This is a genomic window from Grimontia marina (assembly GCF_900060185.1).
GTDB classification, from domain to species: Bacteria; Pseudomonadota; Gammaproteobacteria; order Enterobacterales; family Vibrionaceae; genus Enterovibrio; species Enterovibrio marinus.
Genome location: NZ_FIZY01000062.1, coordinates 1 through 25920, shown reverse-complemented (window position 1 = coordinate 25920; position 25920 = coordinate 1). Strand labels below are relative to the sequence as shown.

Annotated in this window: 23 protein-coding genes and 1 pseudogene; 12 read left to right on the top strand and 12 right to left on the bottom strand. The window is 48.6% G+C overall.

All coding sequences use genetic code 11. The features are described 5' to 3' along the window. The coding region (locus tag GMA8713_RS21800) for an IS110 family transposase (RefSeq protein WP_198159450.1) at window positions 1-434 on the bottom strand (434 nt) is incomplete at its 3' end. Window positions 435-918: 484 nt separating this feature from the next. Here GMA8713_RS21800 and GMA8713_RS21795 point away from each other — a divergent pair. The 4 genes from GMA8713_RS21795 (at window position 919) to putP (ending at window position 7398) form a co-directional block, all read left to right on the top strand. After that, window positions 919-1692, top strand: a complete 774-nt coding sequence (locus GMA8713_RS21795) for a helix-turn-helix domain-containing protein (RefSeq protein ID WP_062714227.1) — start codon at window positions 919-921, stop codon at window positions 1690-1692. Between the two features lie 216 nt (window positions 1693-1908). Next, window positions 1909-5016, top strand: a complete 3108-nt coding sequence (gene putA, locus GMA8713_RS21790; protein ID WP_062714225.1) for a bifunctional proline dehydrogenase/L-glutamate gamma-semialdehyde dehydrogenase PutA — start codon at window positions 1909-1911, stop codon at window positions 5014-5016. Further along, window positions 5013-5750, top strand: coding sequence for a hypothetical protein (locus tag GMA8713_RS21785; RefSeq protein WP_062714223.1), 738 nt, complete (start codon window positions 5013-5015; stop codon window positions 5748-5750). Before putA ends, GMA8713_RS21785 begins: the two co-directional genes overlap by 4 nt. Window positions 5751-5901: 151 nt before the next feature. Further along, window positions 5902-7398: a sodium/proline symporter PutP gene (gene putP, locus GMA8713_RS21780; protein WP_062714221.1), complete on the top strand. Its 1497-nt coding sequence runs from the start codon at window positions 5902-5904 to the stop codon at window positions 7396-7398. 115 nt (window positions 7399-7513) lie between these two features. On the opposite strand, the gene yieH is transcribed toward putP, so the two are convergent. Continuing rightward, window positions 7514-8206 (bottom strand): 6-phosphogluconate phosphatase, encoded by a 693-nt coding sequence (gene yieH / locus GMA8713_RS21775; protein WP_062714219.1) that lies wholly within the window; start codon window positions 8204-8206, stop codon window positions 7514-7516. A 379-nt stretch (window positions 8207-8585) separates the two neighbouring features. On the opposite strand from yieH, the gene GMA8713_RS21770 reads away from it, so the two are divergent. After that, the gene (locus GMA8713_RS21770) at window positions 8586-9251 is read left to right on the top strand and encodes a fumarylacetoacetate hydrolase family protein (RefSeq protein WP_062714217.1); all 666 of its coding nucleotides are present in this window, start codon (window positions 8586-8588) and stop codon (window positions 9249-9251) included. Here GMA8713_RS21770 and GMA8713_RS21765 read toward each other — a convergent pair. From GMA8713_RS21765 to GMA8713_RS21755, 3 genes are all read right to left on the bottom strand, one after another. Further along, the gene (locus GMA8713_RS21765) at window positions 9248-9823 is read right to left on the bottom strand and encodes a DUF1415 domain-containing protein (RefSeq protein WP_422615208.1); all 576 of its coding nucleotides are present in this window, start codon (window positions 9821-9823) and stop codon (window positions 9248-9250) included. The two genes, GMA8713_RS21770 and GMA8713_RS21765, sit on opposite strands and share 4 nt — an antisense overlap. Window positions 9824-9965: 142 nt before the next feature. Then, window positions 9966-10472 carry a CreA family protein gene (locus tag GMA8713_RS21760; RefSeq protein ID WP_062714214.1) on the bottom strand — a complete coding sequence of 169 codons (507 nt, stop codon included), beginning with the start codon at window positions 10470-10472 and terminating at the stop codon, window positions 9966-9968. 92 nt (window positions 10473-10564) lie between these two features. Then, window positions 10565-10894 (bottom strand): hypothetical protein, encoded by a 330-nt coding sequence (locus GMA8713_RS21755; RefSeq protein WP_062714211.1) that lies wholly within the window; start codon window positions 10892-10894, stop codon window positions 10565-10567. 270 nt (window positions 10895-11164) lie between these two features. Here GMA8713_RS21755 and GMA8713_RS21750 point away from each other — a divergent pair, with 270 nt between their 5' ends. From GMA8713_RS21750 to GMA8713_RS21740, 3 genes are all read left to right on the top strand, one after another. Beyond that, a complete protein-coding gene (locus GMA8713_RS21750; protein WP_062714209.1) occupies window positions 11165-11620 on the top strand; it encodes a hypothetical protein in 456 nt (151 codons plus the stop codon). A 160-nt stretch (window positions 11621-11780) separates the two neighbouring features. After that, window positions 11781-12299, top strand: a complete 519-nt coding sequence (locus GMA8713_RS21745) for a hypothetical protein (RefSeq protein ID WP_062714207.1) — start codon at window positions 11781-11783, stop codon at window positions 12297-12299. A gap of 248 nt (window positions 12300-12547) precedes the next feature. Continuing rightward, window positions 12548-12991 carry an L-alanine exporter AlaE gene (locus tag GMA8713_RS21740; RefSeq protein ID WP_046307722.1) on the top strand — a complete coding sequence of 148 codons (444 nt, stop codon included), beginning with the start codon at window positions 12548-12550 and terminating at the stop codon, window positions 12989-12991. Window positions 12992-13042: 51 nt separating this feature from the next. Here GMA8713_RS21740 and GMA8713_RS21735 read toward each other — a convergent pair whose 3' ends face one another. Further along, entirely contained in the window at window positions 13043-14896 is a 1854-nt protein-coding gene (locus tag GMA8713_RS21735) for an MFS transporter (RefSeq protein WP_062714206.1), read from the bottom strand. A gap of 256 nt (window positions 14897-15152) precedes the next feature. On the opposite strand from GMA8713_RS21735, the gene GMA8713_RS21730 reads away from it, so the two are divergent. Next, window positions 15153-15779 carry a response regulator gene (locus tag GMA8713_RS21730; RefSeq protein ID WP_062714204.1) on the top strand — a complete coding sequence of 209 codons (627 nt, stop codon included), beginning with the start codon at window positions 15153-15155 and terminating at the stop codon, window positions 15777-15779. Between the two features lie 3 nt (window positions 15780-15782). Here GMA8713_RS21730 and GMA8713_RS21725 read toward each other — a convergent pair whose 3' ends face one another. The 5 genes from GMA8713_RS21725 to GMA8713_RS21705 form a co-directional block, all read right to left on the bottom strand. Continuing rightward, window positions 15783-16880, bottom strand: a complete 1098-nt coding sequence (locus GMA8713_RS21725; RefSeq protein WP_198159561.1) for an OmpA family protein — start codon at window positions 16878-16880, stop codon at window positions 15783-15785. Between the two features lie 65 nt (window positions 16881-16945). After that, window positions 16946-18706: a hypothetical protein gene (locus GMA8713_RS21720; protein WP_062714200.1), complete on the bottom strand. Its 1761-nt coding sequence runs from the start codon at window positions 18704-18706 to the stop codon at window positions 16946-16948. A gap of 25 nt (window positions 18707-18731) precedes the next feature. Next, on the bottom strand, window positions 18732-19430 hold the full coding sequence (locus GMA8713_RS21715; RefSeq protein WP_062714198.1) for a tail fiber domain-containing protein: 699 nt from the start codon (window positions 19428-19430) through the stop codon (window positions 18732-18734). A gap of 19 nt (window positions 19431-19449) precedes the next feature. Then, complete coding sequence (locus GMA8713_RS21710; RefSeq protein WP_062714197.1) at window positions 19450-21012, bottom strand: SGNH/GDSL hydrolase family protein; 1563 nt, start codon at window positions 21010-21012, stop codon at window positions 19450-19452. Window positions 21013-21073: 61 nt separating this feature from the next. Next, the gene (locus tag GMA8713_RS21705; RefSeq protein ID WP_062714195.1) at window positions 21074-22246 is read right to left on the bottom strand and encodes a Mur ligase family protein; all 1173 of its coding nucleotides are present in this window, start codon (window positions 22244-22246) and stop codon (window positions 21074-21076) included. A gap of 90 nt (window positions 22247-22336) precedes the next feature. On the opposite strand from GMA8713_RS21705, the gene GMA8713_RS21700 reads away from it, so the two are divergent. The 3 genes from GMA8713_RS21700 (at window position 22337) to GMA8713_RS21690 (ending at window position 25776) form a co-directional block, all read left to right on the top strand. After that, the gene (locus GMA8713_RS21700; protein WP_062714193.1) at window positions 22337-24235 is read left to right on the top strand and encodes a sensor histidine kinase; all 1899 of its coding nucleotides are present in this window, start codon (window positions 22337-22339) and stop codon (window positions 24233-24235) included. A gap of 17 nt (window positions 24236-24252) precedes the next feature. Continuing rightward, window positions 24253-24672: a bifunctional diaminohydroxyphosphoribosylaminopyrimidine deaminase/5-amino-6-(5-phosphoribosylamino)uracil reductase RibD gene (locus GMA8713_RS21695; protein ID WP_002536573.1), complete on the top strand. Its 420-nt coding sequence runs from the start codon at window positions 24253-24255 to the stop codon at window positions 24670-24672. Between the two features lie 186 nt (window positions 24673-24858). Continuing rightward, window positions 24859-25776 (top strand): cation transporter, encoded by a 918-nt coding sequence (locus tag GMA8713_RS21690; RefSeq protein WP_062714191.1) that lies wholly within the window; start codon window positions 24859-24861, stop codon window positions 25774-25776. Between the two features lie 31 nt (window positions 25777-25807). On the opposite strand, the pseudogene GMA8713_RS28240 reads toward GMA8713_RS21690, so the two are convergent. Continuing rightward, window positions 25808-25920 (bottom strand): annotated as a pseudogene (locus GMA8713_RS28240) (IS630 family transposase); the annotation flags it as partial.

The window sequence follows — 25920 nt, the reverse complement described above, 5'->3', positions numbered from 1 at the left end:
CCCAGCAGCCCACGAATGTGATTGAGCAAACGCGTCCGCTCAGACGAAAGGTGTCGCCGCATCTGTAGGAAGGTCTGTTCATCCTGCTGCTCCACGCTTTTTACTGCAACATGACGGATGGCTCCATGAACGCTAGCCTCTGCGATGGCCTGTGCATCGTTGTAATCATTTTTCTGCCCCCGCAGATACCCTTTGACATGCTGAGGAGGTAACAACTCAACGTCATGCCCTAGCAGCGAAATCTCACGCCCCCAATAGTGGGCAGAAGCACAAGCCTCCATGGCGACAATGCAGCGCTCTTGCTGAGCCAAGTACCGCAGGAGTTGGCTCCGGCTCAGTTTCTTCTTACCGATGGGCTTTCCCTGCTGGTTTAACACGAAGAGGTAAAAGCTATTTTTTGCCAAATCGATACCGAGCGTTTTACACTTGTTCATGGTCTTCTCCTGCTTATCTAGATAGTCGATAACACTTCTATCTTGGCGCATTATGACGCCGGACTGGAGTAGGAGGAGACCATCTCATCAAACAACCTGAAGATGCAGGATTCAGGTTGTTTGGGTATATCTTGAAACATCAAAGATCCTTTGCACCGGAACGATGATCAGGGAATGATCATGTATCGAAACTATCGAAAGCATGATCAAGTAACATGTATGTTCATTTCTCTGTGTGAGTATGAATAAAAAATATTTTAAAACAGAATGATAAGAGAGTTCTCTAGAGTTTTCTTGCCGTCAACACAGATTTTATCTGCGATCACAATGCCTTGTTTGTTGAGATCCTGCACAATTTTGAAGTTGAAATGACAACCTCCGTAGTTTGCCCCTCTCTTGATCATCTTTCCGTAGAGATTTTTCTTCTTGTTTTCCTCTTCCGCATGGCAGAATGGACACAGTTTTCTGACTACTATTATTCACTATGACATCCGAACTGAAGCATTCTCAGGTTATTGCTTTACCCAATCATCCTTCGTTGCATGCGCACGAATACCGTCAGGTGGTGATTGGTTTGCAAGGCCAGACAGAGTTTGAACTTTCCGGGCGCGGCAGTCTTGTCGGGCCGGGTCAGGGGTGTCTGGTGTCTGAATCTGAGCTTCATTCGTTTTCTGGTGTGGGGCAAAACGAGATTTTGGTGATAAACCTGCCTGAATCTGCGCTCCTAGGTGAGATGAGCATGAAAGATAAAGTAGAGCGCCTGTTTGAGCGTGATGCTTACTTTCAACTCGACAGTCAGGCACAGACTTTGGTGAAAGCGCTGACGTCCGAAATGATTGCCAATCCGCATGATGCAATGTTGGGAAGTGCTTGTGCTGATACCCTGCTTTGCGTGATGGAACGCCATTTCCGCGAGCAAATCGCACCGCGACGCCATGGTCACCGTCTAAATATAGACATCATCGATCTCTATATTCGCCAGCACATCAGCCGCAAAATCAGTGTGTCGCAGTTGGCGGGTTCGGTCTTTCTGGCGGAAAGCCAGTTCCACCAGCTTTTCAAATCGCAAATGGGCATGACGCCGCATCAATATGTATTGAAAAAACGCTTTGAGTTAGCGCAGGAACTGCTCAGTACCAGCGAGCTGAACCTTGCGCAGATCTCAGACAGTTGCGGTTTTGCATCCCAAAGCGGTTTTACTTCAGCCTTCACCCGCGCATTTGGTGTTTCTCCTTCCCGATTTCGCCAGCAGCACTGACCATTAATAGCGATCTAAATCACTAAATTATGCAATACGTTGTTATTGGTAGGCATCAGCTGTGGTTCTCTGTTTGTTAATCATCGGAGTTTTTTGCAATAATGCCGCAGAATTTCGAAAGACTCATCGGCACCACATACCTAGAATCGGTCGTTAATCTAACATATTAGTAACATATGCCACTGCCTCGTGGTTGATGGATAGAGGAATCTGCTTATGTTAAAAGCGACTGATGTGCTGGTACCAAGCTACCTTGAGCAACCAGTTTCTGCGCTGTGGCCTCATATTTCTTCGCACTACTGTGTTGATGAAAGTGAGTTGCTCGCGTCACTGCTCCCACTTGCAATACCTACGAACGAAGAACGTAAACAGACAGAAGCTCATGCGGCTGACCTTATTGAGCGTGTGCGTGCGGATAAAACGGCCGTGCAAATGATCGACGCACTTCTTCTTGAGTACAGTTTGGACACCCGCGAAGGCATTTTATTAATGTGTCTTGCAGAAGCCTTGATGCGTGTGCCGGATGCGAAAACCGCAGATGCCCTGATCCGGGATAAATTGGGTGTGGCCGATTGGAAAGCCCACCTTAAGAACTCTGAGTCTCTGTTCGTGAATGCCTCGACCTGGGGACTGATGCTGACCGGCAAAGTCGTCACTATCGATGAGCGCAAAGAAGGCGGAGCAGGCAAGGTGCTTAACCGCTTGGTGAACAAGATGTCTGAGCCTGTGATTCGTCAGGCTATGCATCAAGCCATGAAAGTGATGGGTCACCAGTTTGTCCTTGGCCGCTCGATAAACGAAGCGTTAGAAAACGGCAAACCTCTACGCCAGAAAGGTTTCACATACTCGTTCGACATGTTGGGTGAAGCGGCGCTCACCATGCAGGATGCGCAAAAATACTTCAACGACTACATGATGGCGATTGAAACGGTGTCTCAGCAACTGTCTGTGGGCAACGGGCCATCACCTTCTGTTTCTATCAAACTGTCTGCTTTGCACCCACGTTATGAAGTAGCAAATGAAGACCGTGTATTGGGTGAAATGGCTGAGACTGTGGTTCGCTTGCTGAAGCGCGCCCGCGAGTTGGGTGTCGCGATCACCATTGATGCAGAAGAAGCTGACCGCCTGGAACTGTCACTGAAGCTTTTTGAAAAACTCTTCACCCACGATGATATCAAAGGCTGGGGCCAGTTTGGTCTGGTGGTTCAGGCTTACTCTAAACGTGCCCTGCCCGTGATTACCTGGTTGGCGGCGTTGGCGAAAGAGCACGGCACCGTGATCCCGATGCGACTGGTGAAAGGCGCCTACTGGGACAGCGAAATTAAATTGGCACAGCAAGCGGGCTTACCTGGCTACCCAGTTTATACCCGCAAAGAAGGCACGGACGTAGCCTACCTCGCCTGTGCACGTTTCCTGCTTTCTGAGCATGTTAACGGCCTTATCTACCCACAGTTTGCCAGCCACAATGCGCAAACCGTGGCAGCGGTGAAAGCCATGGCCCAGCATGACAATTATGAGTTCCAGCGTTTGCATGGCATGGGGGATGCACTTTACTTCCACGCCAAGGAAATGTTTGGTCAGACTGTTCGTATTTACGCGCCAGTAGGAAGCCACAAAGATCTGTTGCCATATCTGGTTCGCCGTCTGCTTGAAAATGGTGCCAACAGTTCGTTTGTTCACCGTTTGGTGGATGCTGCTTGTCCGGTATCTGATTTGACGCAACATCCGGTTGATACACTCAAGTCGCGCCCCACGCTTCATAATGCACGTATCCCGCAGCCTTCGGAGATCTTTGGAGAATCCCGCCAGAACTCGAAAGGTGTTGCGATTGATATTGAAAGCGAGTGGGCGGCTTATGATGCCAAGGTACAGGCCTTTATGGATGTTAGCTGGAAGGCGGGCCCAATCATTAATGGTGAGCGCCTGACGGGTGATACTAATACTGTGGTGGCACCTTACGATCACCGCCTGAAAGTTGGCAGCATCAACTGGACAACACCGGCGCAAGCGAAAGAAGCGCTAAATGTAGCGGCAGCCAATGTTGATAGCTGGCGCGCGCTTAATGCCAAACAAAGAGGTGAGTACTTACTAAGGCTGGCAGATAAGCTTGAAGAGAATCTTGGTGAGTTAGTCGCTCTTTGTCACCGTGAAGCGGGCAAGACGATTCATGACAGCATTGATGAAGTTCGTGAAGCTGTGGATTTCCTCCGCTACTACCCCATTCAGGCAGAGAAGATTGAAGGTGATCTGCAATCTTTTACCCGCTTTGACGGCCAGTCTGTCACCCTAAGACGCGAAGGGCGTGGCGTGTTTACCTGCATTAGTCCGTGGAACTTTCCGTTAGCAATCTTCATCGGACAAATTTCGGCAGCGCTGGTGACGGGTAATACCGTTGTTGCCAAACCGGCGGAGCAAACATCATTGATCGCATTCCGCACGATTGAGCTGTTGTTGGAAACTGGGATCCCAGTTGGAGTGATTCACTTACTGCCAGGCAGCGGCGCAGAAATTGGCAGTGTTTTGACGGGTGACAACAGCATCGCCGGTGTCGCCTTTACTGGCTCTACACCAACAGCACAGCGCATCAACCAGACACTTGCGTCCCGCGACGCACTGCCAGTGCCGTTTATTGCGGAAACTGGTGGTCAGAACGCCATGTTGGTTGACAGTACCGCGCTGCCAGAACAAGTGGTGCGCGATGTGCTTCGCTCCGCGTTTGCCTCTGCTGGCCAGCGTTGTTCAGCACTTCGTGTGCTTTATGTTCAGCAAGATGTAGCAGATCGTGTGATTGACCTTATCAAGGGAGCCATGGCGGAAATGCGCATTGGCTTGCCTTACCTGCACTCCACCGATGTCGGCCCAGTGATTGATGAGACTGCTCAGGCGAAGCTGCAGAACCATATCAACGAATTGTTCAAAACCAGCAAATTCATTGCTAAAGCGCCGATGAAGAGTGAAACCCGTGTCGGTACCTACATTGCGCCTGTGGCGTTTGAAATCGACAGCATATCCATGCTTTCAGAGGAGCATTTTGGCCCAATCTTGCACGTGGTGCGTTACCACGCTGACGAACTCGACAGTGTAATTGATGACATCAACAGCGCGGGCTTTGGCCTAACACTGGGTGTTCACAGTCGCAATGAAAGCACTTATCGCCATATCGAATCACGCGCCAAAGTAGGTAACTGTTACATCAACCGCGACCAGGTCGGTGCAGTCGTGGGCGTGCAGCCATTTGGTGGGCAAGGGTTTTCAGGGACAGGGCCAAAAGCCGGTGGACCTCATTATCTCTATCGCTTTACGAAAGAGGAGGTGGTGGCATGAGCAAGGTAATAGGAACGCAGACAATGAATGAAGTATCGACGTTAGCTGCTCAAAGCCAAGCTGTTTGGGAAGAGTGGAACAATCTGGGTGTGATTGAGCGTGTAACGCGACTAAATAGCTGGGCTGACAATGTGGGGCAGCGTGGCGGTGATTTTACTGCAGCATCCAACCTCATCCGTTTTCAGCTTCATCAGGCGGAAGCCTTGCTGGCACCTGTTCATGAAATGCCTGGGCCAACGGGTGAAACCAACGAGCTATACACATCAGGTCGTGGATTGTTTCTGGTGACAGGTGATGAGTCTTTGACTGTGACTGCGTTAGCAGGTCAATTGGCTGCTGTGTTGGTCGCTGGCAACTGCGCCTTGTTGGCAGTACCTGCTTCACTGAAACGGGACGCAGAAGCCTTGATTGGCGATTTGGTGAAAGCCAGTGCCCCGAACCGACTGGTTGCATTGCTTGATAGTGACAAGACGGAAGACGCCATCGTCTCGACACCGATTTGTGGTGTGGCAGCGGTAGCGCATCCGGCAACCTTGATTGCTATGAACCGAAAATTGGCGGCCCGGGATGGTGTATTAGTTCAGTTTGTCGCTGAAGACAACGCCTCCCAACTGCCGTTGGTGGCTTCGCCAACCTATCTACTCCGCTTTATTACCGAGCGGACGAAAACCATTAACGTCACCGCAGTAGGAGGTAATGCCACCCTGCTGGAACTAGGTGGTGGCGAACACTAAACCCAAGTAACCCGAAGTCATGGTGCTCACAGATCTTCTGCGGAGAACGCAGAAGGTCTTGGGCTTCCATTGCTGACGGTTTTCACCAATCGGAATTAGGCGCTGGGGCTATTTGCCCCAACCTTTGTGCCTTGTTATTGAGGGAAAAAACATGATTGAAAACAGCTTTGCAATCAGTGCCACGTTTATCGTGTACCTGATTCTTATGCTCGCAATCGGCGTATACGCATACAAACGTACTTCAAACTCAGAAGATTACTTTTTAGGTGGGCGTTCATTAGGCCCGTGGCCTGCAGCATTGTCAGCGGGTGCGTCAGATATGAGTGGCTGGCTACTGTTGGGATTACCGGGCTATGCCTATGCAGCAGGCATCGAGTCACTATGGCTTGCTGGAGGCTTGTTAGCGGGTACTTACTTGAACTGGCTGATTTGTGCCAAGCGTCTTCGTACCTACAGTATTGAAGTCGACAATGCGTTGACCATCCCTGAGTTCTTGTCGCGTCGTTTTGAAGACAAATCGAAACTACTCCAGACCATTTCTGCCTTCTTCATTTTGCTGTTCTTCCTTTTCTATACCAGCTCTGGCTTGGTAGCAGGCGGTAAACTGTTCGAGACAGTTTTTGGTCTCGACTACAGTACAGCAGTGATCATTGGTACCGCCTGCGTGGTGTCCTACACCTTGTTCGGTGGCTTCCTTGCCGTCTCTTGGACTGACTTGGTGCAAGGTCTTCTGATGGCTGCGGCACTGATGATTGTGCCAATTGCTGTCCTAGACGGTTCATTCTCAGATTTGCCTACAGCACTGGAAGCGAAGAATCCAGAGCTTTTGACCTTATGGCAAGATGTTAGCGGCCAACCGCTGACGACTGTGTCAATTTTGTCGCTGGTGGCATGGGGTTTGGGTTATTTTGGTCAGCCGCACATTCTGGCGCGTTTCCAAGCAACCCGCTCTAACGCAGATATCACCACTGCTCGCCGTATCGCTGTGGGCTGGAGTGCTATCTCCATGGTGGGTGCTATTCTGATCGGCTTGGTGGGTATCCTGTATGTTGACCAGCACCTTGGCGGTGAGCTGGCGGATGGCGAAACCATCTTTATGTATCTGGTGAATGCTGCCTTCCATCCAGTCATTGCCGGAATTTTATTGGCAGCGATTCTTGCCGCGGTAATGAGTACTGCGGATTCCCAGTTGCTGGTGTCTTCATCAGCGCTGGCTGAAGACTTCTACAAGCAAGTTTTCCGTCCTGATGCATCAACCAAGGAAGTGGTCATGGTGGGGCGTTTCGCAGTCATTGGTATTTCTATCATTGCGTTGGCGCTGGCGATGAATCCGGAAAGCTCTGTTCTCGGCCTCGTATCTTATGCATGGGCCGGTTTTGGTGCAGCATTCGGTCCGGCACTGTTGCTGAGTCTGTTCTGGAAAGACATGAACCGCAATGGCGCACTGACAGGTGTGATTGTTGGTGGTGTGACCGTAGTGGTATGGAAACAATTGACCGGCGGTATCTTTGACCTATATGAAATTGTTCCAGGCTTCATTCTGGCCGGTATTGGCATCGTTGCGGTGAGCAAGATGACAGGTGGTGCTGATGACAAAGTCATGCAGAAATTCGACGATTATCAGCATAGCCTCAAGACTTTGCCTTAATTGAATTTCTCAGATGAAAAAGGGACGCTGATGCGTCTCTTTTTCATTTTTATCACTAAGATGATGTTATTTGGTGTCGATGCGATTAACCATTTTGTTTACTCAAGCAGCGTGACTAGGCCCAACAGTCAGAAAGTGGCAGACGCTCCATGAGTGCCTGAAGCTCTTCCATCGAACTAACCGATACAACCAGAGGATGGCTCGCGTCTTCTTTGTTTCCCGGATTGAAATAAACCGTGCGCATACCTGCATTGATACCGGCTTCCACGCCCTGGATAGTGTCATCCACAAACAGGCATTCCTGAGTTAAAGCTGCCATGTTCAAAGCTGCATAATGGAGGAGATCAGGTGCCGGTTTCCAGCTGTTGGCATCAAAAGCGCTATAGAGATGGCCACGAAAGTGATGCAGAAGCCCAGTCATTTCCAGCGACATCTCCATTTTTTCGACCGGACCATTGGAAGCGACGCACATATCGATACCGACATCCTTCAGGGTATTGAGCAGTTCTGGCACACCATCGACCGGATCGAGGTGGCCGGCGAACAATTCTGCGCATTTCTCACGGTATAGATGCTCCAGCTCATCAATAGAGATTTTCAGGTTGTAGCGCTCGCAGGTCTGAATGAGTATATCTGCCAGTTTGCCACCCTGAAAGTTATCAAGACACTCCTGTAAATCCAGTTTCACGCCGTAATTCGAAAAAATCTCGACTATCGCCATTTGGGACAGCACTTCGCTGTCAACCAAGGTGCCGTCGCAGTCAAAAATTACGCAGGAAACAGGGACATCAAAGTCGAAGGAGTTCATTCTTTTTGATTCAATTGGTTTTACATCAATATCGATACATTAAGCGTTAACCTGACTAGCAAATCCAACAACATGCCATTTTATAAATTGCTAGCTAGGTCTTATCAATCGTGGCGGATAGGCGGAAAAATCCATCTAAGATCTTGTTTTATTAAGAATGATACAAAGGTGGAAAGGAATGCCGACCTAACCCAAAGGTCGAGCCGGAGCGGTAAAGAATGAGTGATCCAGATAGAAGTAGTTTTGCCAGGTTCTCATACGAATGAGGACGCTGAGTATGAAAACCGCAGAAGAATTAACAAGTTTGGAGCCATCTTTTATCAACACATCGAGTGTCTGTTAAAATAGCAGCAATCACAGAAAAGACAGGGAGTCAGTCATGTATTCACACAGATGGATAAATGGAAAGGAAACAGGGTTAGCAACAGGAAAGGCTGTCTGCATCGGGCGTAACTATGTTGATCATGCGAAAGAGCTGAATAATCCTATCCCTGATGAACCGGTGCTCTTTATCAAACCGGCGACTTCCATTGTCGGCACTGATTCACCACTTGAACTCAGTGGGCGACTGACACCGATTCATTACGAAGCAGAGCTGTCTGTACTGATTAGTAAGCCGTTAACTAACGCCAAGCGTGAAGAGGTGTTGGAAGCGATTGTTGGCGTTGGCGTAGCGCTCGATCTCACCCGGCGTGAGGCCCAAAGTAAGCTGAAAGAGAAAGGTCTACCCTGGGAACTGGCAAAAGCCTTTGATGGTAGCTGTGTACAGAGTCCGTTTGTGTCGTTTGAAGGAATTGATCTTGCTGCTACAACCTATGGTTTAGACATCAATGGCGAGGCTATACAGTGCGGTGATACCCGCCTGATGATTAATCCTGTGGTTGACCTGATATGTCATCTTACCCAGTACTTTAGATTGGTACCGGGTGATATCGTGCTGACAGGCACGCCGAAAGGCGTGGGGAAACTCAATGACGGTGATAAGTTAACATTCACCTTATCGAATGAAGTGTTAGCGAAATTCAACTGTGTGGCGGCAGCTTAAAGAGCTTTAAATAGATAAGGAAACAGCGCCTTTCGCTCTTCTGCAGACAAACTGCAAACGCGGTCGACATTGATTTGAGGGATATCTTCCGCGTCTCCACCGTAATGCTTCAATGCCTTCTCAATACTGGCTTCACGGATAAGGTGAAACATCGGGAACGGTGAGCGGTTGGTGAGATTACTGTTATCTTCGGGTTCAACATCCGCGAAGCAATAATCGGGATGGAAACTTGCAATCTGGTAAATACCGCGCCAGCCAAACTGATCAATCAGCATGTCGGCAACATCTAAAAACTGGTTATAGTCGTCAAAGTCCAGAAAGTGGTTGGGTGTGACTACAATGGTTGTTTCTAAATCCGCTACCTCACTGTTTTCCAACAACGTTAGTTCAGCAATGATGTTTTCCATCACTTCCTGTTCATCCTGGCCTTCACACACGGCAATTTTGATTTGTCTGTTGCGCTGTGGTTTAGCTGCGAAAGGGCAGAGGTTTAAGCCAATAACGACTTTTTCGAGCCATTCTGTGGTTTGTTGCTCGACGAGGCTTTTAGAAGAAGAGATGGCCATGGTCAATACCCTGTTAAATACGACAGCGGTATTCTATACCCAAAACGACCTAAAGAGGCAGGATTCAGCGAGGATCTTTAGGTTGTTTTAGGCGCAACCAAAACCCAAAGAAGAAGGCCGATTTACAGTGAAAATCGGCCTTGAGTGCCTATTTATTGTCCTGAGTTGGCGCTTGCCATGCTTTGGTGCCCCAGAGTGGGACGGTCGAGAGGCTGTGTTTATGGCTACCTTGCGTCTCTTTGGTGGAGTACGAGAGGTACATCAGCGTTTGGTTTTTAGAATCGAAGATGCGGCGGATCTTCATTGACTTAAACAGGATGCTCTTCGATGCTGTGAATACCACTTCACCGGATTTTGAACGGTCGATGTTGGTAATCATCTCTGGTGTGATATCGCCAGTTTGACGGCAAGAAATACCCATATCAGACGGATCAGAGAAGTCGAGGTCGGCTTTGACATGGCTAATGTGGCAGGTAACGCCCGGTACTTCGGGGTCGTTGAAAATTTGGATCTTGATGTCTTTGGTTGTGAAGAGCCCTAAGCTGACATCTCCCACTTCGTCATCTGAACAGCCCGCCAAAGCAAATCCGAAAACAGATGCTGCGACAAGCGCGCGAAGTGGTTTAGAAGTCGGTGATTTTGGAATAGCGAACATGGCAGTACCTGTCGTTAGAAATATTTCAAGCCACTTTATCAGTGGCTTGTGTTAGTTGTCTAACTTCGACTGGTATCGCCAGTAGAGCGTCACTAATCGAATTGTGCGTCACCAGGTCGGCGATCCAACGTTTCTGGATTGAAAGTGAGTAGCTCGTCGTAAGCATCACAAAAGCTTGCCGTATCGTTGTATTTTTGGCGGGCAGCTTCGATTTTTCGCTCTGCTATGCGGCGCTTATCCGAGCCGTTGCGATCAGAGCTGAAAATTCGTTGCTGAGTAAACAGCTCTTGCGTGAACTTTTGCTTGCAGATTGATTCGTTTTTTTCCGTAACCACTTCACCCAACTGATCTTTTGCGGCAAAGGCAAAAGCAGATACCAGAGCCGAAGTTATAATTATTGATTTAACAACGAGATAGCGCATAATCCTCACCTGATAGTGAACCCACTCGTTTTAAAGATAGTTCACACAACAGTGCCTCTCCAGTGAGATACATTGCTCATTTTTGATTCAGCGCAATTCCCCCTTCATTTAGTGATATTGGTTCCTGAATTAACACCTCATTATCAATCACTGACTATCGTATTCCGGCCTGTTTTCGGCGCTGGTTAACATTCCTACAAAAAGAGGGATGAAGACGGCGTAGCTTGCGGTTATCTTCATCTTTTTCAAGGAATGACAGTGACGTAAGAGATGCAAAAACAGGTAAACAGCTCGTACTTACAGCTTTTTCTGCGTGAATCTGGCACCGCAGCCATGCTGGATATTGAACAACTTCCCGACGTGTCAGATGTCGACGCTATTGTCCTTTTCGACTGGATGTCCAGTAAGCGCTCTTTTTCGGTATCTGAAGTGAAAGGCCAACGCTGGATTAAAACCTGCAGTGCGGGCTATGTGACTGAGCTGCTGCTCAAAGAAGACGGCACCCTTGAAGAATTTACCCTGTTCAACCGCCTACCCACCAAAGGCTGGTGGAAACTGGAACAAGGTGTGCTGGATTTGGGAATCGTCAAACAGGACAACACCTACCGCAGCAGGGTCATTGCCAATAAATCGGTGAACATTCACTCCGCTATCGAGTATAAAAATGACGAACTGCATTCCTATCTCAAACTGGCGCAAGTCATGCCGGTAGCGCAAAGCGCATAAGACGTATTCAAACTAAGCTCCAAAGGCCAGCAACTTGCTGGCCTTATTCCTTTTTGCAACCCTATACGTCAATCACTAAACCAAGTGAGACACCTAACATATTGTTTTTGCGCTATACATGAAGGCAAGAACGTTAGCTTTGTGTTGAGGGAGTAACAAGGTGCAAATAGGGCTGCCAACTTGGGTGATTGTTGCGACGGGACTGCTCATGAATGTTATCGCTGCGCTGATGACCAATTTCGTTATTGATGGCTTGGGAGAGAAAGCAGCGGTCGTAGAAGAAACCCAGAGCAGCAACAATCAGCTTATCCAATTGACCTGGCAGCAAGTCGATGCCCTTGAGCGCCGAAGGGAAACTTTGCTTATCATCCTTACCACCCAACAAGAGGGCAGAGAACTACCTAAGATGCTCGTTAGTCAACTACTTTCATCGTTTTCTGATATGACAGAGACAGCCCTTAATATGGGCAATATCAATAAAATTATGCTCGGTATTGACCAGCAGCAAGATCTTCTGCGTAATAAGATAGATACGCTATATCTCGATAACCTACAGTTAACAGACTCATACCGTGAAATTGTGAGCAGTATCTCTAACTACCGAAACCTCGCTCTTTTCCTCCAAATCCTCGGCCTCGCGCTGATCATGGCTCGAGATCTCTCCCGAAAGCCCAACTAGATAGCGATCAAATGGGCTTAACATGTGCCAGACTTAATGTGGTTACATAGGCTGACATTGTCTCAAACATTAGAATAAAGCACTGGTTTTAATTTAAAAAATAGCGCCTAAATCCAACAGAGTTTTGTTCTAATAGCCGATATAACGGAGGTGAAAAAGTCGGCATAAACGGCACTTCTCCAACCCGTTTTTTTATTGAATTTTTGGCTGTTGTAGCCGTTTTGATTTAGCGATTTTGGGGTGAGTAAATGGGTGGCGCTAACCGCGTTCGCAGCGTCGTGGCTGATATGTTTGCTATGGTCGTTTTCTGCTTCGTCACTGGCATGATGGTAGAGATCTTCGTGTCTGGTATGTCTTTCGAACAATCTTTGGCTTCGCGGCTGTTGTCTATTCCGGTCAATATCCTGATTGCATGGCCTTACGGTGTATTCCGCGACAATGTGCAAAAGTTCTCGCAACGTCTATCTTCGACCAAAACAATGAAGCGCGTAGCGGACTTTGTGGCTTATGTGGCTTTCCAGTCGCCGGTGTATGCAGCCATTTTGTTTACCGTTGGTGCCGAACCAAGCCAAATCGCAACAGCCGTCGCTTCAAATGCGCTGCTTTCCGGTTTGCTGGGTGTGGTTTATGGCTCTTTCCTGGAGCGTTGCCGTAAACTGTTTCGTGTTCAGGCGATGCCTGCTGCTGTTTAACCATTTGGGTATATGAAAAATGCCACCTCAACGGGGTGGCATTTTTTATCTCTACGTCAGCAAACTTTGTACTTCCTTTTGCAGCAAGTGACGGTTTAATGCGTTCGGTTTTAAAAGCTCACCGATATTCACTTCAATCTTTGACCAAAACCGTCTTGGGCGGGTCGTCAATGCATGGCCGTTTTTATGACTGAAGAAGGAACCCCACAACCCTTTCAATGCCATTGGGATGACCGGAACCGGCGATTGAGCGAGGATTTTCTCCACGCCAGGTCTGAATTCACCAAGTTCACCATCAGAGGTTAAGCGACCTTCCGGGAAAATACAGACCACTTCACCGTTACTCAATGCCTGCCCAATGATTTCAAACGCTGCGTTGTAGGTTCTTTCGCACTTACGTGGTGAGCAGATAGGAATGACACCTGCATGGCGAAATATGTATTTCAGTATCGGCATGTCACTGATGGATTTATCCATGACAAAGCGCACCGGGCGAGTTGATGTTCCCATCAGAAGCAGCGCGTCTATATAGCTGACATGGTTCGCGACAATCAAGGCTGCGCCTTGCTCTGGAATATGTTGACGGCCATTGACCGAAACCCGGTACAGGCAGTGGCTCAACAAGTAACTGATGAAACGTTGAGTGAACTCGGGCACCTGACGATAAACGTAAATCGCCACGATAAAGTTCCCCACCGCCATCAGTGCGAACAATTCGACAATCGAGAAATCCAACACGCTCAATACCAAAATAGAGACCAGCGCTGACACCACCATAAACAGCGCATTCATAATGTTGTTTGCCGCGATGGCTCGCGCGCATTCTCCTTTTTCGGCGCGAGACTGAATAAACGCGTACAACGGGACAATAAACACGCCGCCACTGACGCCCACCATACAGAGATCAAACATCACACGCAGATGGCCGGGTTGAGCGATGAAGCTTTGCAAGCCATAAAACTGTTCGGGGAAAGATTCGATGGAAGGAACTGCCCAAAGCAAATCAGCGCTGAAGAGTGTCAGACCAAGAATACCGAAAGGCAAAATACCCAACTCCACTTTGTTGAAAGAGAGCTTCTCACAGACAAAAGAACCTGTGGCAATACCGATAGAGAACAGGGCAAGCAGCAGTGAAACCACGGTACTGTCTGCATGCAGGTGTTCACGGGCAAAGTTCGGAAACTGTGTCAGGTAGGTTGCACCCATAAACCAGAACCAACTGATAGCGAGAATCGACATCCAGATCCCGCGTTGTTTTTTGGCGACTTTAAGCGTGTTCTTCATGCCTGAAATCGGAGAAAAACGCACTTTCTCTGGGTTGGAAGCAGGCAAGGACGGAATGTGCATACTGCTTAAAAAGCCAATCAATGACAGTGAAACTACCAAAAAGGCAGCAATAGCTGCTCCATAGGGAATGGCGAGCAGCAAACCTGCACTCAGCGTGCCGATAAGGATTGAGAGAAAGGTGCCTATTTCGACCCAGGCATTGCCTTTCACTAATTCATTGGTCTTGAGAGCTTGAGGTAAAAGGGCGTACTTAACTGGTCCGAAGTACGCCGATTGGGTCCCTGTCATAAGCAGCAGGGCCAACATCAGCAAGGCATTTTGCGTCAAGATGGCTGCAGCGGCGCAGCCCATAATCGCGAGTTCTGCCAGTTTCAAACGCTGAATGAGTTTGGCTTTATCCATATTGTCGGCAATCGCGCCTGCATGCGCAGAAAATAGGAAGAAAGGCAGAATGAAAAGGCCAGCAGCAAGGTTGACGAAGAGATCGACCGAAACAGGAAGTGAATCAATAAAACTGTAGGTCACCATCAACAACAGAATGTTCTTGTAGATGTTGTCATTCAGCGCGCCGAGGCACTGAGTGAGGAAATAGGGAAAGAATCGTTTGGTGAAAAACATGCCGGCTCCTTGGAGTCAATTCGCGTCAGATGTTGTCACTTTAAAAGCTGTGAGCATTGATGCTAGCGTGTTGAAAAGAATCGCGATATAGGAAACCCAAGGTAATAGAGGGTGAGACTTTCTAGTCTGAAATATCCATTTCTTTAAGTGATCTACGTATAGGTAAGATTGTGCTCAGTCTTGCGCTTATTACACCCATCCGGCTTTGATTCTTAGATACTTTTTCCTTCTGTTTTGCCGAAGTAAGAGGTGGCATGTGACCCGTTTATTAATTGTGGAAGATATCCCCGCCTATCAGCAGTTTCTGGGGCAGTTGGCCTCCTCCTCGAAGATAACCCATTGTGATTGCGCTGGTTCACTGGCAGAGGCACTGATGTTGGCTGAACAGAATGAGTACGATTTGGCGCTGGTCGATTTAGGCCTGCCCGATGGCAATGGCCGGGATTTGATTCACTACCTGAGAAAAAACCACCCTGACACTGAGGTGATGGTACTGACCATTTTTGGTGATGAAACCAATGTGCTAAGTGCGATTCAGGCGGGAGCCCGCGGATACCTGTTAAAAGACACGCCGTTTGAGAAAATTGAAGAAGCGATTGAAAGTCAGTTGGCGGGCGGCGCCCCCATGAGTGCGGCGGTGGCAGCACATGTGTTAAATCAAATTCAGGTAGGAACGCAAACGCCGCTGAATAATCCTTTAACTAACCGCGAAAACGAAGTGCTGGTGCTACTGGCAAAGGGACTAAAAACCAGTGAGATTGGAAGCGAAATGGGCATCTCTCACTACACGGTAAATGACCATATCAAGGCCATTTACCGCAAGCTTGAAGTAAGCAGTCGCTGTGAGGCGGTGTTTGAAGCTAACCAGCAGGGACTGCTTTGATGTTTACTCAACAAATAAGTATCCAGCACCAATGCCGGCACCCACATTGAGAATGTCATAACCTCCACTTACAGCACCTATACCGCCAATTTTGAACCAGTAATCAGTACTTTGAGGAAAGTTTGAGGGGAGTTTCATCGTTAATAGATCGCCTCCTCCGGCAATAAACCCCACTGAGGCAAATGCCATTCCTACACTGCCCTCAAAATCATCAAATCGATAGCAGTGAAAACGGTTGCCAGTAACAAATTCGAGCTTTCCCCCTGATGAGGTCACGCTGGTACTTACACCTAATTTTGAGTGTTTCAGGTAACTCGCCAGTTCTTTGGGTTTCGTCAAAAGGGGGACAATTTTTCTGACTTCCTTGATGTGTTTGAGCTTCTTAATGTGTTTTAGATGTTTGATAGGTAAAGGTATATTCGCCGTGGCTCCCACTACGTAAACATCTTTGTAAACATCTTTCGTTTCAAGGGGCTTATCATCGCCACTTAGTCTGTGGAGCTTACCAACGAGCACCACCACACCGATGATGACGTCAAAACTCAGCATGGTTGAAACTTCTAAGCGCCATTTATAAGATGAGCCCTGGCTACATACATCTTTTACTATCGGCACTTTACGTTTTTTCGGTTTGGGAAGCCTGGGCTCTGGAATAAGCACAGAAATCCGGATTTCCACCGAACGGTTCCAGTCCAATTGTGATGCTTCGTTTTTCACGTGAGTGGGAGAGGATGAACCATCAGAAGATTCTTTCAGGATTTGCAGTTTTGGGCATCGTTCCTCCAGATATTGTTTAACACTTTCCAACCGCCTTTTGGCATAGGCTTTATTTTTACCTTCAGGGCCCGTTTTGCTCGCTCTGCCAATAAGGTGAGTCACTCTGGCATCATCCCCATAGGCTTTAAAAAGAGAAACCAGTTCATCAAGGTATTTTTTCTGACCCGGTAAAAGCTTGTGCTCGCTAACAGCAAAGTTTGCCAGCAGCACAGAAAAGGTCAGCAAACCATTGGAATATTCCATATCCAGCAAATGAAATTTAAATTTGGCTGTGCCGAGATTACGCGGGGCAGCCTCTTCCGGCGTCACCAAAGATTGCCCCAAAGGGGCAACCGGACTTTGGTTAGTCGACTCTGTGATAAGGGAAGATGAGTTGGTGAGTGTGTCCGTCATGCGCTATCTCCTTTCTCTTCCTCACAGCAATCGTTGTGAATGGTCTGGAGTGCTGAAATCGCTGCAATAGCGTTCTCTTTGTGCTCGGGTTGGTTGGCGATATCAATCAGCGCATTGATCACATGGGTTTTCAGTTTACGCTCACCGTTTTCGAGCTCCCGACGTCGTACTTCGTTAGCTTGCAGCCCCATAGAGTAAGGGTCTAGCGCGTTGGATTGACCAAGCAGAGCTTCCACGACGACACCGGATGTTTGCAGGATATTTTGGTTAACCGCCAATACAATACCCGGCACATCAATGGGCTTGCCGCCGATGTTAGATACGGGCGTCGTTACATGATGATCAACACTTAGCAGCGTATTTTTTATTGGCAGTATATTGTTTTCTTCTTTGGTACTCTTCTCTTGGGCATTTTGCTTATTGGTGCCATCGGTTTCATCTATGCGCTCCGGTTTAATCAGGCTTCGGGTATTTCCTTGGTGGTCGCGGATAGAGGCCAGCATTCGGTAGAGGACTTTAGTGACATCTTCCCGGTATTGTTGATTCGCAATACAGTCTTCAAAGAAAGCGTCCAGCTCATAAAGCTCGTAGCGTTTGATACTGGCGGGCGTGCCGTAGTCGACTTCAAGATAGGCACCGGTCAATGCGAAAGTAGACAGGTATTCCTGGTTCATCTGTCGTGCGACAAAATTCAGGGTGCGGCTGACGTTGATATTGCGAATCGTCCGTTTTTCACTGAACTCGTTCTCTTCAGTGTGGCTGCTACTGCGATCGACCTGGACATTGACTTCGCGTTTCGCATTCACCTTGTCGATGTGTTTTTTCAGTGCACTTTCTGCGGTTTTCTGTGTGTTGGCACGGTGGGTATTGGTTTGGGTTTCATAGCCACCACTGACTGATACGTTCAGCTGACTCTCGCCGCCACCACTAAACAGCTCAAGGATACTCACTTTGGCGCTGGTTTTCATCCGGTAGTCGGTGCGACCTTCAAGACGCCATTTATCCTGCGTGTCTTCTGAAAACTCGGTTTTACTCTCCCTATCCAGTGATTCTGTCAGTTCTGATTGGGTATCTGAACTATGTGCATCAAGAATACTTTGGGTTTCAGAGCGGTTGGTTTTGGTTTGCTCAAAGCTGCGGATGGAAAGTTCGACTTCTTCCCCTGGTAGCAAGGAGAAGGAATCCACCACTCGGCCTGCACCATAATCACCGAGATAGTTTCTGACTGTTATCTTTTCCACCAGACGAATCGTTGGAACTGATGTCAAATTGGGTAGGTAGAGGTCATAGTTAGGGATGCCTGAAATGCCAACATAGCTGTCGATGACATAGCCGTTCTCAAGCATGTTCTGCACTTGCGCCATACCATACTTATTGATGACGTAGTCCAGTGGTTGGACGGCGGTTTGCACTATCGCTTCGTTTTGGATGGGGGTGTCCTCGATATCGTCATTCACCGGTGCGGGTTGAATGAGTTGCTCGTTAACGTTTTCATCCGTTTCGTTTGCAAGCACTGCATGCCAAAGTGGGCTGATGGCGTGGGCTTTCATGGCCATCATGGTCATAGGTACCACGGTTTGACCGCTTTTCTCCTGATTGGATGTACTGTCGGTACTTTTCTTGCGTTTGAATTTGCTTGGTATCACAAGTTCAGAAACCTGCTCATAAGTGAATGCTGTCGATGCAGGTAAGTCGTAACGGAGCAGACTTGGGTTGCCACCGTCATCGAATTTGATCATGGGTTCTGTCTGACTCATGGGAGCCTCCTTTTAGGGTTGGGGGTTAGGGCTGGGATGACGCCGATTCCAGCTCAATAATGCGGGTTTCAAGCTGCTGAACGTGTGCATGCAGCTGTTTGACGGATTCAAGCAGCAAAGGGATCAAGCCTTCGTAATCGACACTTTTCAGCCCATCTTCGTCTTGATCGACAAGAGAGGGGATCACTGTCTCTACTTGCTGGGCAATCAGGCCAAACTCCTCCGTTGGCTGATGACTATCCTTCCACCGATAGGTCACGCCTTCGATTTGGTTAAGCAACTGCTGGGCGGAAACAATGGGTTTAATGTCCTGTTTTAGCCGTTCATCTGAGGTGCGGCTGAAATGTCGTGCTTTGACTGTGCTGGTTCGTCCGTCGATGTGAATGTCGGGTGAGTCTTTCGGGGTAATCACTTTTAGAGAGCCGGGTTCGTTATCAACTGCTTCTGTCACTGAGCCCAACATGCCGACACGTACCTCCCTGCGGCACTCTAACTGCTCGCTGAAGGCTTCTTTACTGGTGACTTTGGTTGTCGATACCTTGTCAGGCGTAATAAACGTTCGCTGACTGCCAGCACGAAAACGGGTGATATTGTCAGTGATAAAAAGTGTGCTGTTAGATAACACCATGCCGCCACCACGGTTGGTGTCCAGTTGTTCACCAAACCGAATCGTGCGGGCGATGTTGTCGATGGAGGTTCTTTCGAGCTTGATGTCTGTCGCCATAATGAGTGTCCTTTTACTGTTATTGGGTTGCGTTGAGACCAAACGGGAGAGGAATACCTTGCGGTCTCAATGCAGCTGCAGCGTCTTCAAGATCAAACGCGAAACTCGCGCCGTTGATCATCACCTGCAAGTTGACGTTACTGACTTTACTGACGCCAGATGTGGCGCAGCGTAGTGAAAGTTTGTTGAGTGATCGGATGGGTAATCTCGCTTCCAGATCAAGCACCACCTGCTCAGAAGCGAATAGCGTCATCGCACCTTGATTTGTGACGGCATTCACGACCAATGGAAACTTTCGGTTGCTGTAATGAAGGTGGAAGGTGAGCTTTTTGGCGCGGGTTTTTGCCTGAACGGTCAGGGTAGCTCCCAGCATATTCAGGGTTTGATGAGGGATGAGGTTTCGAAGGGAGCCATAGAAAGGAATGCCCAGTTCTTGGGTCGCTTTGCGGAGGCTATAGCCAGGTGCGATGTTGTTCATCACTTTTCGCAGGCTGAAGTTGTGATGATCTGTCATCATCGAACGTAGCCTAGAAAAATACTGGTTCGCACCTGCTTTATTTGGGTGGAGAAGGTGCGCGTTTTTGCAGGAAACGGCAGAAAACAAGTTCTGCTCTACCTCAATCCCATTTTTGGCGGAATACTCGAGGGCTGCTTGGTAATTTGGGCACAGCTTTTGGCGCTCTCGTGTCACTGTAGGGTCGCCGTTCCATCCCCAAACCTGAGGGCGGCGGGTAAAAATGGACTGGGTGGCTGATAGACCTGGGTGAATAAACCATATCGGGTCCTTGTTCGTCGACGCCAGACGTCGGTTAACCCTATCTACTGCCTGCATCGTGCTCAGTTCCATTGCTTTGTAAAAGAGGTAACCATCGAGTTTGACTCGCTCAATCATGTTGTCTGGCTTTTGCAGCTTTTTAGACAACCAACCCAATACGTCATCGACAGGAGAAAGCGCTTTTGCCATATCGATAGCTGTATCGGCATACCGGTTTCCTGTTTTGAAATTCAATATCTGTCGCATCATGGAGCCAGATGAATGCATCACGTCAGTAAACTGCTCAATGCTCTTGAAGTTGGAATGGGGTGACACTGCGGGGAAATAGCCTGTGTAGAGAATCAGCGCGTTGGGGCACTGTGATCTGGTTTTTGTCAGAAAAGGGATCAGACGTTCGCTAACACGTTGTTCAAGGCTAGATATGGCTTTTTCGAAATCTCTGACCGGGGAGAGTAAACCGACATCATTGGCTATGCCGTTCACCAGAAGCAGATCGATATCCTCTGGGCGCTGAAGCTCTGTCAGCTGTTTCGTGATGGTGGGGTAAGCCGCAGGCAGTTCACCAAAAAACGTAGGCTGCGGCAGATGGGTGTCGAATGCTGGGCGACGATGATGCTCGTTCTTTTTGCCAATGATGGCACCTGAGTGGGCTTTGTAGTCACCCGTAACCGGCTGATGCATGTCGTTGATGGAAGCCCCGATACCCAGTTCGCGGGAAAGCCAGGCAACCAGTTGGTTTGCGTAGGTTTGATGCCGGGGGATGCCTTGTCCCCACATAACGGAATCGCCAATAACTGCAACTCGCATAGGTTCCTCCTTAGAGGTGTTTAGAGAAAGAGACCTTGATGAAAGGCATTAAAACTGAGGTTCAGCGCTGTTGTATTTGCTTCAGGCAAATCTTGATGACGTCGGCATCGCACAACGGCTGATTGAAGAAAGAGGGAGGTAGCAAAGGTGACGCGCCGGGAAGGTAGGTTTCATGTCCGCGTCCCGCGACGACAAGAATGTCCTCATCAGTTTGGCCAGAGAGTGCCTGATAAATGGCTTCGACCCGGTTTTTCACAAAACGCGCATGAGGCAAGGTCTGGCGCAAGGGGGTAACGATATGCTCAATCGGCTCAGTCCGTGAGTTGTCACCAGTGATAAAAATGCGTTGGGCATATTTCCCCACCTCTTTTGCCATAGGCGTGCGTTTGGTTTTGTCCCGATCGCCCCCACACCCAAACACGACGGTTAAGGGCTTCTGATAGTGTTCTCTCAACGCTGAAAGCGTTTGACCCAGGCCATCAGGGTTGTGGGCAAAATCGACAAAAATCCGCCGTTTATCGTTGACTGGAATGGCTTGCAACCTACCCGGTGGCAGAGTGAGAGAGGGGATAAAGGCAAGGGCTTTTTTCATGGCATGATAACCACAAAGGCTGGCGACCAGGCCCAAGGCGGTCAGCAAGTTGCAGACGTTGTGTTGCCCAATAAAAGGGGCCTCGCCCTGCCAGGAAAAGTTGTTGAGTTTTAACGTCAGTGTTTGATGATCAAGCTCGCCATACCAATCACTTTGTGGCGTCTCGCTGCTGAATGTTCGGGGTATGCAGTCTTGTTGGTGACAAGCGGTCAGCCATGCTTCGCGGTGTGGCTCTTCATGGCGGAGCCAGATGCTTGCGCCCGGTTTGCAATGATCGGTGAGTGTGAGTTTAGCGTTGAGGTAGTCTGTCTCGGTTTTATGGTAATCGCGATGATCGTGAGACAGGTTAGTAAAAGCCCCACAGTCAAATTGGAATCTTTGGTACTGTCCTAAAATCAGTAACCTGCTGAAGCATTCCATCAAGCAGACGTCGATTTGCCACTGCGCCATCACCTCCTTCACATGGTCATGGATTCGCTCAGGGGTGTTGCAATACCAGGGCAGGGACTCGGTGATGTCTTGGTGGCGAAGCCCCAACGTGCCCCATGTCATTGCGGACACGTCGATATGGTTCAGTAGTTGGCGGGTTAACTCAATGCTGGTGGTTTTCCCGTTTGTTCCGGTAACGGCTGCGAATTTCATGGGTAACTCCTTGGGCGAAGTGGTTACCAAACAGCCTAAATCTGACAGGAATAATCACCATCCCAAGTTCTAGGGGGTATTAAGGATCTAATGCACCAAAGAATGTCTGCGATGCTCTCTGGAAAGCCGCTAACCAATGCAGTGTTTCGCTTTGTGTTGGTACTCGTGCTGCCTGCAATCTTGCTGCTGATAATGGTGAAGGGACTTGAGGTGACTAACCATATCAACTTGCCCGTTGTTGATGTGGCGACTCAGGTGATTCAGCAAGACGGTAAGCCCACATACCGGGAGGTTTCCCTGCCGCATAACTACACCCTTGGTGGCGGTTTTTCCTATGGGCAGTACAGCTTGGTACTGCCAAAAGCGGGTGGAGATACCACGGCGATTTTGTTGCCGCCATTCAGAGATACCTTGGTAATGCGAACCGGAGGGGAGTTAATTTGGCAGACCGCGCCTGTGGCCTACTCCCGCGAACGTATGATGCCGCGTTTTCGCTATCAGCCTGTTTATCATGAGTTCCCAAATCGATTGTTTAACGGAGAGAACCTAGCTGTCTCGATAGATATTGGATCCAGTGGTGGGTTGCGGCTTCCTCAAATCTACGCGGGTACGCCTGAAGAGGTGAAACCTGTTTATCAGCGTTTGTACTGGTCTCAGATAGGCGTTCATAAAGTGATGCTCTGGCTCACGCCAGTGATCACGATGTTTTACCTGATGCTCTGGTGGTTTCGCCGTCAGAACAGCGAGTACCTCTACTTTGCGCTGGGTACGGTCTGCTGGGCCATGACCAATATGACGTTCACGATTTCCAACTTACCGATTTCCCAGCACATTTATTGGATGTTGTCTGTTTCATTTCAACCTTTGCTCACCCTGTTTATGGTGCTGTTTCTTCACCGCTGGTATGGCATTGAGGGGAGAAAACTTGAGTACGGATTTGTGTGTGTTTCCCTCTTGCTGGTGGTTGCCTCCTTTGCGTTATATGAGTGGGATCCTCAGTATTTATGGTGGCGATTTAACGAGAGCTTCTTGCGGGGATTCGTGGCGTTGAGCGCTGTGTATATCGGAGGCATATTGCTGTGGCAGGCATGCTTACGACACAGCCTCAGTGCGCTTATCTTGGCGATATCCGGTCTGGTGGGTGTTTATGCTGGGGTGTTGGATTCACTGGATGGCATGCAGCTTCTGGATATGTATTTTCCGCTGAGTATACATGCAAACTTACTGATCTTTCTGACACTTTGTGGCTTGCTGATGTACCGCTATGTGAGCGCCCTAAACAAGAGTGAAGAGCTGCAGAAAACGTTGGAAGACAAAGTCGTTGAAGCAATAAAACGTTTTGAGCAAGAGCAGTCGATAGCCCACGAAAGTGAGAAGCAACGTGCTTTGCTGACGGAACGGCAAAACCTGTTATCTGACATGCACGATGGATTGGGTAGCCAGTTGGTAGAGCTGATCACCTTGCTAAGAGTGAAGAGCGTTGGCCGGGAAGATCTCCAACTCAAAGCGCAGCAATGTCTCAATGACCTCAGACTGATTCTTGATAGCCGGAACCCGTTGTTTGAAACCCAGTTTACCGTGCTCCTTGGTCAGTGGCGCTCACGCATCGAGCCCGTCTTGGAGGCCTCTGGTATCGACTTAGTGTGGAGCCTTGATATCTGTGACGAAGAAATGCACTTGAGCGCCCAACAAAAGCTGGACTTACTGCGGGTTTTTCAGGAGCTTATAACCAACACCATCAAACATGCAAAGGACGCGACCAGAGTGATGTTCTGTTGCCAAATGGAATCAAATTCACTACATATTCAGATTACAGACGACGGAAAATGCAGTGAAGAACAAGATGACAGTGATCACGGGTATGGACTGGCGTCTATTCAATCACGCGTAAAGAGATTGGGGGGGCAGTGTCATTTTCAACGAGGAACGTCAGGCGCGTCGACGGAGATGATCATTCCAACGGGAAAAGAAGCAGGAAACAGGACGTGATAGACGAAAAGCGATTCATGCTTAGAGCGCTCGATGTGTCAAAAAATGCACTGCCTTATTGCCAACCCAACCCTCCTGTGGGCTGCGTCCTTGTCGCCAATGGCGATATTGTTGCGGAAGGGTTTACACAACCTATTGGCGGCCATCATGCGGAAGTGGAAGCACTCGGGAAGCTCAGTTCAAATATCGATATTAAAACGGTAACAGCATACGTCACACTTGAACCCTGCTCGTTTATTGGCAGAACGCCAGCGTGTGCCGAAACCTTGTTGAATTCAGGGATAGGCAAAGTGGTCGTTTCGCTACTCGACCCAGATCGGCGAAACAATGGCGCGGGTATTGCGATGTTGCAGCAGGGTGGCGTGCATGTTGAGGTTGGTCTCGCACGGGATGAGGTTGAAACCTTCCTGACTCCTTATCTTGGGCTTTCTTGGTAAGAGTTTTGATGGAGACTTAATCAACATCTCTCATTGTCAAAGCCGTTAACCCCGCATCAAAACTACCCAAAGATTCATCGCAAGAACAAACCTGTCTTCTGGCTCACTTACCAGACGGAAAATACCACCCTCGGCAACTACAACTGATGAAGGATGCAAAGAAGTGAGTCGATAGGGCGGACACTTATGAAAGACAATGCGTTGATTGTCACCGAAGAAAGGGCGCTGAAAGTCAGTATTATGGCTAATTTGGTGATGGCATTTTCAGGGTGGGTGACCTATTACCTATCAGGCTCTGAAGCGTTGCTGCTGGACGGTAACCTTTCCTTTATTCTTTTTCTTTCGTCAATAGTCGCACTTCGCCTGACCCGCGTTAAAGCGCTGGTGACGGACGATTTTCCTTTTGGAAAGTTTGCTGGCGAGTCCATGTATACCCTGTTCAAAGGCATCATGATCCTTGGTGTGTTGCTCTCTTCTATCACGACCAATATTGGCAAAATCTTTGGCTATATCGAAGGGGAGCCGACACCCCCGCTCGTGATCGGGCCCATCATGATTTATACCCTGGCTATGGTGGCGATATGTCTGGGGCTGGCGTTTTACTACCGTAATGAAAACAAAAAAGTGCAATACAACAGTATGTTACTGGATGCGGAGGCAAAGTCTTCGCTGGTGGATGGCGTGCTTTCTGCTGCAATTGGTATTGCGCTGATTGCCATTATCTTCGTGGATATTCACGGGGCGTGGGGTTTTCTGCATTACATTGGAGATGCCATTGTCGTGGTGCTGTTGGGGATAGCGATGATGCCACAGCCTGCTGATCTAATCCGGTGCGCGTTTCATGAGTTAATGGGTGGTAGCCTTAAAGATGAAGACGAACAGCGTGAAATCGATACAACCATTCGTCAATTACTCAGTGCAAGAGACATTCAATGCAAAGAATTACTGGCGATGAAAGTCGGTAGTAGTTACCTCATCATCGTGTGCTTCACCGCGGAAGTGTTTCAGCACAAAAGCGATGATTTGGTGAAAGTGCGAAAAGAGATCCTCGATAGCCTCTGTAAAAAACGTAGTTTCGTTGATTTAGAGTTGGTGCTGGATTGAGGCGCAATGCTGAACAGCTAAATAGCTGATCCTAATTGTGAGTCTTTTTTGCCATCCCATGACCTGAGCCAGGATACGGTGATGCCGTCGCCATAAAGTGCTTCACCTGTGCCAATAGCTGGTACATGTACTTGCATTGATGAT